Source organism: uncultured Comamonas sp. (assembly GCF_964277875.1).
In the GTDB taxonomy this organism is placed as follows: Bacteria; Pseudomonadota; Gammaproteobacteria; order Burkholderiales; family Burkholderiaceae_C; genus Comamonas; species Comamonas sediminis.
Genome location: NZ_CAXYJV010000010.1, coordinates 171,402 through 179,876, shown reverse-complemented (window position 1 = coordinate 179,876; position 8,475 = coordinate 171,402). Strand labels below are relative to the sequence as shown.

Genomic DNA, 8,475 nt, shown 5'->3' with positions numbered 1-8,475 from the left:
CACCGGCGGTGAGCGCGGCGTGCGCGAGGGCGATCTGGCCGAGGGCTTCTACATGAAGCCGACCGTGTTCCGCGGCCACAACAAGATGCGCATCTTCCAGGAAGAGATCTTTGGCCCGGTGCTGGCCGTCACCACCTTCAAGACCGAAGAAGAAGCGCTGGAGCTGGCCAACGACACCTTGTACGGCCTGGGCGCTGGCGTCTGGACGCGCAATGGCAATCTGGCCTACCGCATGGGCCGCGCGATCAAGGCGGGCCGCGTATGGACCAACTGCTACCACCACTACCCCGCCCACGCCGCCTTTGGCGGTTACAAGGAATCGGGCATCGGCCGTGAGAACCACAAGATGATGCTGGACCACTACCAGCAGACCAAGAATCTGTTGGTGTCCTACTCTGAAAACAAGCTGGGCTTCTTCTAATAAACGGTGTGCTGGGCGGTGTGCCCGGCCTCCACTGCATCCGCAGCAGGGGCCGGGGCCACGCACGCCGCCTGGGCAACCCCTTCACGGCAGGCCCGGCCCAGCCTCGCCTGCCATCACCGGAGACAGCATGATGGTTGTGGAGAAAGTGGTGGCCACCCCGGCCGCGCAAGCACTGATTGCCCTGCTCAAAGACAAGCATGGCCCTGGCCTGATGTTTCACCAATCGGGCGGCTGCTGCGACAACAGCGCAGCCAACTGCTACCTGCTGGGCGAGCTGACCATCGGCCAGGGCGATGTCTACCTGGGCGATATTGGTGGCTGCCCGTTTTACATGAGCACCTCCCAGTACGCGTACTGGAAGCACACCCAGCTCATCATCGATGTGATCGACACCCACGGCGGCGGCACCTTCTCGCTCGAAGGACCCGAGGGCAAGGCCTTCCATACCCGCTCGCGGGTGTTCAGCGAGGCCGAGTTGGCAGCGCTGGCGCAACAGGATGCGCAGCGCATTGCAAACAATGCGCCGTCCTAGGCCTTGGCAAGCCGCAGACCTACCGCACAACTTTGGTGCAAAACAAGAGATAAATTCAGTAATTCAAAGACTTGCATAAAAACCATGGGCACAGGCGGGTGAAATTGTTGCAATGCAGCATTCTTCATTACTTTCTACAATTTCGTCAGTACCAACTCCGCTGTGGACACCATGAACGCCCAACACAAAACCCAAGCCAAGGTCCAGAATCTGGCCCACAAAAGCCTGGAGCTCAGTTTGGCTGCGCCGCAGGTGGTCGCACAGCGCGTAGGCCGGATGATGCTCGCCGGCACCCATCCATCTGCCCGCGACCAGCAGGAGTTCTACCGCATGGGCAGCGAAAAGGTGGTGGCCTTCTACGAGTCCTGGATGGGCATGTGGACCCAGGCCTGTACCTCCTACTGGCAGACCGCCGCCAGCCTGTGCACCACACCCATGCTGGCACCCAGCAGCAGCAACCCGCTCGCCGCCTTTGGCGTCGGCAAGGCCACCTCGCGCATGGTGACGCAGCAGGTCCAGGCCGTTACCGATGTGCTCGATGCCGGCCTGACGCCCGTCCATGCCAAGGCCGTGCGCAATGCCAAGCGGCTGTCGCGCAGCAAGCGTTAATCCCTCTCCCCATTACTGCTGCGCCTGGTTGCGCTGCAGGGCCCACATGCTTGCATAGCGCGCGCCCAGCGCCAGCAGCTGCGCATGGGTGCCGCGCTCCACAATGCGGCCCGCATCCATCACCAGGATTTCATGCGCGTCCACCACGGTGGACAGGCGGTGGGCGATCACCAAGGTGGTCTTGCCCTGCGCAGCCTTTTGCAGCTCTTGCTGAATGGCGCGCTCGTTGGCCGAGTCCAGCGCCGAGGTCGCCTCGTCAAAGATGAGGATGGGCGGGTTTTTCAGCAGAGTGCGGGCGATGGCCACGCGCTGCTTTTCACCGCCCGACAGTTTGAGCCCACGCTCGCCCACACGGGTGGCATAGCCTTCTGGCGAGGCGGCAATCATCGCGTGGATGCGCGCCGCCTGCGCGGCCTGCACGATCTCGTCTTGTGAGGCACCCGGGCGGCCATAGGCGATGTTGTAGGCGACGGTGTCGTTGAACAGCACGGTGTCCTGCGGCACGATGCCGATGGCGCGGCGCAGGCTGTCCTGGGTCAGATCGCGGATGTCCTGGCCGGCAATGCGGATGGCGCCCGACTGCACATCGTAGAAGCGGAAGATCAGCCGCGCCAACGTGGATTTGCCGGCGCCCGAGGGGCCCACCACGGCGACGGTCTTGCCCGCAGGCACGACGAAGCTCAGGCCCTGCAGAATGGGACGGTCCGGGTGGTAGGCAAAATGCACATCGTCAAAGCGCAGCTCGGGCTCGGCCTGCAGCGCCAGTGGTTGGGCGGCCGGGGCATCGGCCACTTCGCGCTGCTGGTCCATCAGCACAAACATGCGGTCCAGGTCGGTCAGGCTTTGCTTGATCTCGCGGTACAGGGTGCCCAGAAAATTGAGCGGAATGTAGAGCTGGATCATGAAGGCGTTGATCATCACCAGATCGCCCAGGCTCAGCCGGCCATCGACAACACCCTGGGTGGCGCGCCAGAGCATGGCCACCAAGGCCACCGCAATGATCAGCTGCTGGCCGCTGTTGAGCAGGCTCAGGCTGCTTTGGCTTTTGAGGCGCGAGCGGCGCAGCTTCTCCAGATCCCCGTCGTAGCGCTGGGCTTCGAAGGCCTCGTTGTTGAAGTACTTCACCGTCTCGTAGTTCAGCAGCGAGTCGATGGCCTTGCTGTGCGCCGCGGAATCGATCAGGTTGGCCTCGCGCCGAAAATGCGTGCGCCACTGGGTGACCACGACGGTGAACGAGATGTAGACCGTGAGCGCCACGATGGTGATGATCGCAAACCAGATGTCGAACTGCACGGCCAGTATGCCCAGCACCAGCGCCAGCTCGATCAACGTGGGCACGATGCTGTAGAGCGAGTACGAGATGAGCGACTCGACGCCTTTCACGCCGCGCTCGATGTCACGGGTCATGCCGCCGGTCTGGCGCTCCAGGTGAAAGCGCAGGCTCATCGCATGCAGATGCTCGAAGGTCTGCAGCGCAATCGCCCGTGCGGCGCCCTGCGTGGCCTTGGAGAACACCAGCTCGCGCAGCTCGCCAAACACCGAGGTCAGCAGCCGCAGCCCCCCATAGGCCAGCAGCAAGCCCACCGGCACCACCAGCAAGGCCTGCGGGTTGCCAGGGCGGATGTCGAGCGCATCCACCACATGCTTGAGCAGCACCGGCACGCCGACATTGGCGACCTTGGCCCCCACCATCAGCACCAGCGCGGCCAGCACGCGCCACTTGTAGGTCCACAGATACGGCAGCAGGCGCTTCAAGGTGCGGCCGTCGCCAGCGGTCAGAGTTTTCCCATCATGGGGGGTAGGGCTTGTGGCGGCGGGCGCCTCGGCATAACGTCGCATCGGAGACAATGGTGGGTTTGTTATAGACCTCCATTGTGACCATGAATACCCCACGCACTGCATCCAACGAGCTTCCCCAGGACAAAGAGCTGGTTTTGCGCGTTGTTCCCATGCCTGCTGACTGCAATGCCAACGGCGATATCTTTGGTGGCTGGGTCATGTCGCAGGTGGATCTGGGCGGCTCGGTGCTGCCGCTGCGTCATTCGCGCGGCCGCACCGTCACCGTGGCGGTCAATGAGTTCATCTTCAAGCAGCCGGTGCGTGTCGGCGACATCCTGTCGTTCTACGCCAAGCTGGTACGCGTGGGCACCACGTCGATGACGGTCCAGGTCGAGGTATTTGCCGAGCGCCTGTCCAAGCAGGGCCAGTTCTTCAAGGTGACCGAGGCGACCCTGACCTATGTCGCCATCGATGACGAAGGCCATCCCCGCACCGTGCCGCCGCTGCCAGTCTGATTGCCACGGGCTAATGGCCCAGAAACACCAAAGCCGCTGCAACGCAATCCTGCGCTGCAGCGGCTTTTTCACAAGCGGGAGGCCGGGGCCTCAGCGATCAGGCCAGGCTTTCGGCCGGCTTTTCCGTCTTGGTGGCCGTGGCGCTGGCGGCCACGGGCTTGCGCGTGCTGTTGGAGCACTCGATCTCGCCGGTCAGCTGGCCACCTTCTTCGATGATGACCTTGCCGTAGCGGATCTTGCCGTGCACCCGGCCGCTGCCAAAAATCACCAGCTTGTCGCGCACGGTCAGATTGCCTTCGAACTCGCCATGGATCTCGGCGATGTCGATCTCGGCCGAGCCACGGAACGCGCCTTCGGCAGCGATCTGGATCACGCGCGAATCCATCGTGGCCTCGACCGTGCCTTCCACCACCAAGGTGTCGCAATCGGTGATCTCGACGCCCTTGAGTTTGATATTGGGGCCAACCGTCAGTTTGCTGCCGGTGCCGGGCGTGGTGTCAGAGGTCACGGTGCTGGTATAGGAAGAGGTAGGAGAAGGGTTGCTGGGCTCATCGGCCTTGTGGCCGCTCAGGTTGCCGCCGAGCACGGAACTGGCAGAGCCGGCAGCGGTGCTGGGCAAGGTGCTGCCCGATGAACTGGAGGCATTGCCTCCCATGAACTTGGAGGCGGAAGAGTCGTTGTCACGGCGCCCGCCGAAAAAAGGGTTTTGTACAGCCATCGGTTCTCCTTGTGAAAAGCTTCTACATGCTATTCAATTTATAGCTAGGGTGTTCACAAAATTTGACACTAGTCGTAACAGCAGGCAACTATGGCGGCCTTTCCTATCAATACTTTCATACGTCGGACAAATCTCACATTTCCCAACATCCCTGTGCGCCGCTGGCCCGCATCAGGACACGATATAGGCTGCCGTGGCGGTGGCCAGCACCTGGCCGCTGCTGTCGCAAAAATCCGAGCGCGTGGTCGCCACCCGCGAGCCCAGCCGCAGCACCCGGGCCTGCAGCGCAAAGGGGCCATGGGTGCCTGGGCGCAGGTAGTCGACCCGCAAATCAATGGTGCCCAGCTTGGCAAAACGCATCAGGCGCTGCATCACGGGCTCACCGGCATGTTTGGCCCCTGAAGCCGCCATCACCGCGATGCCGCCCAACGCATCCAGACTGGCGCTAATGACGCCGCCATGCACGCGTTGCAGGCCAAAATGGCCGATCAGGTCGTTGCGCATCTCCAGGCTGGCCCAGACCGCATCGCCCTGCACTGCCTGCAGCTTGAGGCCCAGCAGCTTGTTGAAAACGATGCGCTCTTCAAAAATGTCGCGCAGGCCTTCGATATAGGCGTTATCCAGACCCTGCATAGAGACATAGGCGGATGCTTCAAGGTGCGGCGTAGGCAATGTGACGGTGCTCATCCATCGCAGTATGCAGTCAAGCGCCCGGCACGGCAATCGCAGATTCTGCTGGGATGCCGCTGCGCCATGCGCTAGACTGCGCGCAAATACAGCACAACTATGCCTGACACCCTGCCTCCCGCTCCGCCCTCCACCCGCACGGCGCCCCGGCCGCCGTTGCGCTTGAGCTGCGTGGTGCCTGCCTATAACGAAGCTAGCAACCTGGAAGCCTTTCTGCCGGCCTTGTACGAGACCGTGCGAGAACTCTCTATAGAGTGCGAGATCGTGCTGGTCAATGACGGCAGCAAGGACACCACCGATGAAGTGGCCCAGCGCCTGGGCCAACAGCTGCCGCTGCACTACATCCAGCTGGCGCGCAATTTTGGCAAGGAAGCGGCGATGACCGCCGGACTGGACTATGCACGCGGCAATGCGGTGCTGTTGATCGATGCCGACTTTCAGCACCCCCTGCCCCTGATTGCCGAGATGGTGCAGCTGTGGCAGGGCGGCTATGACATGGTCTACGGCGTCATCGCCGACCGCGCTAGCGAGGCCAAGGCCAAGCGCTGGGGCACCTGGCTGTTCTACTACCTGATGAACCGCGACAACGCCGTGCACATCCCCGAGAACGCGGGCGATTTCCGGCTCATGGACCGCAAGGTGGTCGATGCGCTGCGCCAGCTGCCCGAGCGCAACCGCTTCATGAAGGGCCTGTACGCCTGGGTCGGCTTCAAGAGTGTGGCGCTGCCCTTTGTGCCCGATAGCCGGCGCAGCGGGCAGTCCAGCTTCAATTTTCACCGGCTGTTCGCGCTGGCGTTTCAGGGATTGACCTCGTTCACCACCTTGCCGCTGCGCATCTGGAGCCTGGTGGGCTTTTGCATCTCGGTGATGGCCATCCTCTACGGCATCTACATCACTGTCGAGACCATCGTGCTGGACAACCCCATCGACGGCTGGCCGACCTTGGCCGCCGGCCTGATGCTGTTCTCCGGCGTGCAACTGATGTCCATCGGCATGCTGGGCGAGTACATCGGCCGCATTTATGACGAGGTCAAGCGCAGGCCTTTGTACATCGTGGCGAACAACGATGACCGCAGCCCCGTGAGCAGCGAGCCCGTGGCACCCCCGTATGTACCGGCATCCGCCACGGCGCCAGCACCGGTTGCGCCGATGCCGCCGGAGTCCTGAGCTTGCGGGTCGCCGCCTTGGCCGAGCGCCTGCGCAGACTGCCGCAAGGCCTGCAGTTCATTGCCGTGGGTGGCTCGGCGGCGGCCACGCATTTGCTGGTGGTGCTGCTCCTGGTGGGCGGCGCGGGCATGGCGCCGCTGCTGGCCAATGTGCTGGCTTTTCTGGTCGCCTTTGGGGTCAGCTACAGCGGCCACGCCTGGCTGACCTTTGCCGATCAAAAGGCGCCCCACGCGCAGGCGCTGCCGCGGTTTTTTCTGGTCGCCTGCAGCTCCTTCGCCCTCAATGAACTGCTGTACTACCTGGCGCTGCACCAGCTGCACTGGCACTATGCCTGGAGCCTGGTGGCGGTGCTGATCGTCGTGGCGGTATTCACCTTTGTTGCAGCCAAGTGCTGGGCCTTTACCCACGCTGCACCGCACGGAGCACCATGAAGAACATCACCCTCTGCGCCGATGATTTTGCGCTGCACCCGGCTGTTGATGCAGCGGTGCTGGAGCTCGCGGCGCTGGGCCGCCTCTCTGCTACCAGCTGCATGACCACGGCCCCGGGCTGGCGTGCTGCTGCACGCGCCTTGCCTGCGGTGCGCAGCCAGCTGGACCTGGGCCTGCATTTCAACCTGACCGAAGGCCATCGCATAGCGCCCGATACCCCCATCACGCGCATTCTCAGCCAGGCCTATACCGCCCGGTTGTCTGCCGCTGCGCTGCGCGACGCCTGGCGCCGCCAGCTCGATGCGTTTGAGGATGCGCTGGGCATGCCGCCCGTCTACGTGGATGGCCACCAGCATGTGCACCAGCTACCCGGTGTCCGCAAAGCGATGCTGGCCGAGCTCAGCGCGCGCTATGGCGCCGCGGCACGGCAGATATGGATCCGATCCACGGCCCCTGCAGGCGCTTTGCGTTGGCAGGCCAAATCGGCCACGATCGCGCTGCTGGGCGGCTACCGCCTCAGCCACCAGCTGCAGCGCCAGCACTGGGCCACCAACCAGGGCTTTGCAGGGGTCTATGGGTTTGATGCACCGACGGAGGCCGCTTATGGCGGCCTGATGGCGCAGTGGCTGGCCGAATGCCAGGACGGCAGCCTCTTGATGTGCCACCCGGCGCAGACGCCGATGCCGGAGGACGCCATTGGCCAGCAGCGGCCGGTGGAGTGGGCCTATCTGCGCTCGCCGGCGTTTGGCGCGCTGCTGGCAGCGCAGGGCTGCCGCATTGGCAAGCTGGCGCCTGCCAAGCCAGCCTCAGCAGCGATCACAGACCGCTGAAGTTGGGCTTGCGCTTTTCCATAAACGCCTGCATCGCCTCCTTGGCAGCGGGCTGCTGCAGCAGATCGGCAAACACATGGCCTTCTTCAGCGATGCGCGACTGCACGGCTGCCATCTGGCCGCTCTTGAGCAGGCGCTTGCTCGCCATCAGCGAGGCCAGCGGCTTGGCGGCCAGCTTGGCCGCTTGTGCCTGGGCAATGGTGTTGCATTCGGTCGGCGGCACCACCCGGTTGACCAGGCCCACCTCCAGTGCCGCCTCAGCCATGAAGGGGTCGCCCAGCAGCAAGGCCTCGCAGGCGCGCTGGTGGCCCATCAGCTGCGGCAGCAGCAGGCTGGATGCCCCTTCGGGGCAGAAGCCCAGGTTGACGAAGGGCAGCGAGAACATCGCGTTGTCACCGGCATAGACCAGGTCGCAGTGCAGCAGCATCGTGGTGCCAATGCCCACAGCCGGGCCGCAGACGGCTGCGACGATGGGCTTGGGGAAGGCGGCCAGCGCCTGCAGGAACTGGAATGGCGGCGCGTTGTCATCGGGCTTGGGACCGTGGAGGAAATCGCCCAGGTCGTTGCCGGCGGTAAACACCGAGGCATCGCCCTGGAACAGCACCACACGCACGTCGCTGCTGCTGGCGGCCTGCTGCAAGATGTCCGCCAACGCCAGGTACATGGCGCCGGTCAGCGAGTTCTTCTTGGCCACCCGGTTGAACGTGATGGTGCAGATGCCCGCTTCGGCCAGCACCCGGATATCGTCGCAGGAGGATTGGATCGTCATAACAGTCTCTCAAA

At 63.6% G+C, this 8,475-nt stretch carries 10 protein-coding genes and 1 pseudogene; 7 read left to right on the top strand and 4 right to left on the bottom strand.

The features are described 5' to 3' along the window. The 3 genes and pseudogenes from adh to ACHWUQ_RS05615 all read left to right on the top strand — a co-directional run. Window positions 1-421, top strand: a pseudogene (gene adh / locus ACHWUQ_RS05625) (aldehyde dehydrogenase); the annotation flags it as partial. Between the two features lie 133 nt (window positions 422-554). After that, window positions 555-956 carry a DUF779 domain-containing protein gene (locus ACHWUQ_RS05620; protein WP_312417151.1) on the top strand — a complete coding sequence of 134 codons (402 nt, stop codon included), beginning with the start codon at window positions 555-557 and terminating at the stop codon, window positions 954-956. 171 nt (window positions 957-1,127) lie between these two features. After that, window positions 1,128-1,565, top strand: coding sequence for a polyhydroxyalkanoate granule-associated phasin (locus tag ACHWUQ_RS05615; RefSeq protein ID WP_312417147.1), 438 nt, complete (start codon window positions 1,128-1,130; stop codon window positions 1,563-1,565). A gap of 12 nt (window positions 1,566-1,577) precedes the next feature. On the opposite strand, the gene ACHWUQ_RS05610 is transcribed toward ACHWUQ_RS05615, so the two are convergent. Next, on the bottom strand, window positions 1,578-3,404 hold the full coding sequence (locus tag ACHWUQ_RS05610; RefSeq protein WP_394680560.1) for an ABCB family ABC transporter ATP-binding protein/permease: 1,827 nt from the start codon (window positions 3,402-3,404) through the stop codon (window positions 1,578-1,580). 41 nt (window positions 3,405-3,445) lie between these two features. Between ACHWUQ_RS05610 and ACHWUQ_RS05605 the strand changes: the two genes are divergently transcribed. After that, the gene (locus tag ACHWUQ_RS05605) at window positions 3,446-3,859 is read left to right on the top strand and encodes an acyl-CoA thioesterase (protein ID WP_239810602.1); all 414 of its coding nucleotides are present in this window, start codon (window positions 3,446-3,448) and stop codon (window positions 3,857-3,859) included. Window positions 3,860-3,956: 97 nt separating this feature from the next. On the opposite strand, the gene ACHWUQ_RS05600 is transcribed toward ACHWUQ_RS05605, so the two are convergent. Next, entirely contained in the window at window positions 3,957-4,577 is a 621-nt protein-coding gene (locus ACHWUQ_RS05600) for a polymer-forming cytoskeletal protein (RefSeq protein ID WP_312835656.1), read from the bottom strand. A gap of 171 nt (window positions 4,578-4,748) precedes the next feature. After that, entirely contained in the window at window positions 4,749-5,210 is a 462-nt protein-coding gene (locus tag ACHWUQ_RS05595; protein WP_312417215.1) for a thioesterase family protein, read from the bottom strand. Window positions 5,211-5,363: 153 nt separating this feature from the next. On the opposite strand from ACHWUQ_RS05595, the gene ACHWUQ_RS05590 reads away from it, so the two are divergent. Genes ACHWUQ_RS05590 through ACHWUQ_RS05580 form a run of 3 tightly spaced genes read left to right on the top strand, consistent with a single transcriptional unit; the run spans window position 5,364 to window position 7,692 of the window. Next, complete coding sequence (locus ACHWUQ_RS05590; protein WP_394680559.1) at window positions 5,364-6,431, top strand: glycosyltransferase family 2 protein; 1,068 nt, start codon at window positions 5,364-5,366, stop codon at window positions 6,429-6,431. Then, window positions 6,428-6,862: a GtrA family protein gene (locus ACHWUQ_RS05585; RefSeq protein WP_239812840.1), complete on the top strand. Its 435-nt coding sequence runs from the start codon at window positions 6,428-6,430 to the stop codon at window positions 6,860-6,862. Before ACHWUQ_RS05590 ends, ACHWUQ_RS05585 begins: the two co-directional genes overlap by 4 nt. After that, window positions 6,859-7,692: a ChbG/HpnK family deacetylase gene (locus ACHWUQ_RS05580; RefSeq protein ID WP_394680558.1), complete on the top strand. Its 834-nt coding sequence runs from the start codon at window positions 6,859-6,861 to the stop codon at window positions 7,690-7,692. The genes ACHWUQ_RS05585 and ACHWUQ_RS05580 overlap by 4 nt, the downstream gene beginning before the upstream one ends. Here the strand turns inward: ACHWUQ_RS05580 and ACHWUQ_RS05575 are convergent. Next, entirely contained in the window at window positions 7,679-8,461 is a 783-nt protein-coding gene (locus ACHWUQ_RS05575; RefSeq protein WP_394680557.1) for an enoyl-CoA hydratase, read from the bottom strand. The genes ACHWUQ_RS05580 and ACHWUQ_RS05575 overlap by 14 nt on opposite strands. Window positions 8,462-8,475 lie beyond the last annotated feature (14 nt).

Bases quoted from the DNA above. Each gene is read 5' to 3' on its own strand.
- ACHWUQ_RS05590 (WP_394680559.1), top strand. From the start codon at position 5,364: ATGCCTGACACCCTGCCTCCCGCTCCGCCCTCCACCCGCACGGCGCCC.
- ACHWUQ_RS05620 (WP_312417151.1), top strand. From the start codon at position 555: ATGGTTGTGGAGAAAGTGGTGGCCACCCCGGCCGCGCAAGCACTGATT.
- ACHWUQ_RS05595 (WP_312417215.1), bottom strand. From the start codon at position 5,210: ATGCAGGGTCTGGATAACGCCTATATCGAAGGCCTGCGCGACATTTTT.
- ACHWUQ_RS05575 (WP_394680557.1), bottom strand. From the start codon at position 8,461: ATGACGATCCAATCCTCCTGCGACGATATCCGGGTGCTGGCCGAAGCG.
- ACHWUQ_RS05615 (WP_312417147.1), top strand. From the start codon at position 1,128: ATGAACGCCCAACACAAAACCCAAGCCAAGGTCCAGAATCTGGCCCAC.
- ACHWUQ_RS05600 (WP_312835656.1), bottom strand. From the start codon at position 4,577: ATGGCTGTACAAAACCCTTTTTTCGGCGGGCGCCGTGACAACGACTCT.
- ACHWUQ_RS05580 (WP_394680558.1), top strand. From the start codon at position 6,859: ATGAAGAACATCACCCTCTGCGCCGATGATTTTGCGCTGCACCCGGCT.
- ACHWUQ_RS05605 (WP_239810602.1), top strand. From the start codon at position 3,446: ATGAATACCCCACGCACTGCATCCAACGAGCTTCCCCAGGACAAAGAG.
- ACHWUQ_RS05610 (WP_394680560.1), bottom strand. From the start codon at position 3,404: ATGCGACGTTATGCCGAGGCGCCCGCCGCCACAAGCCCTACCCCCCAT.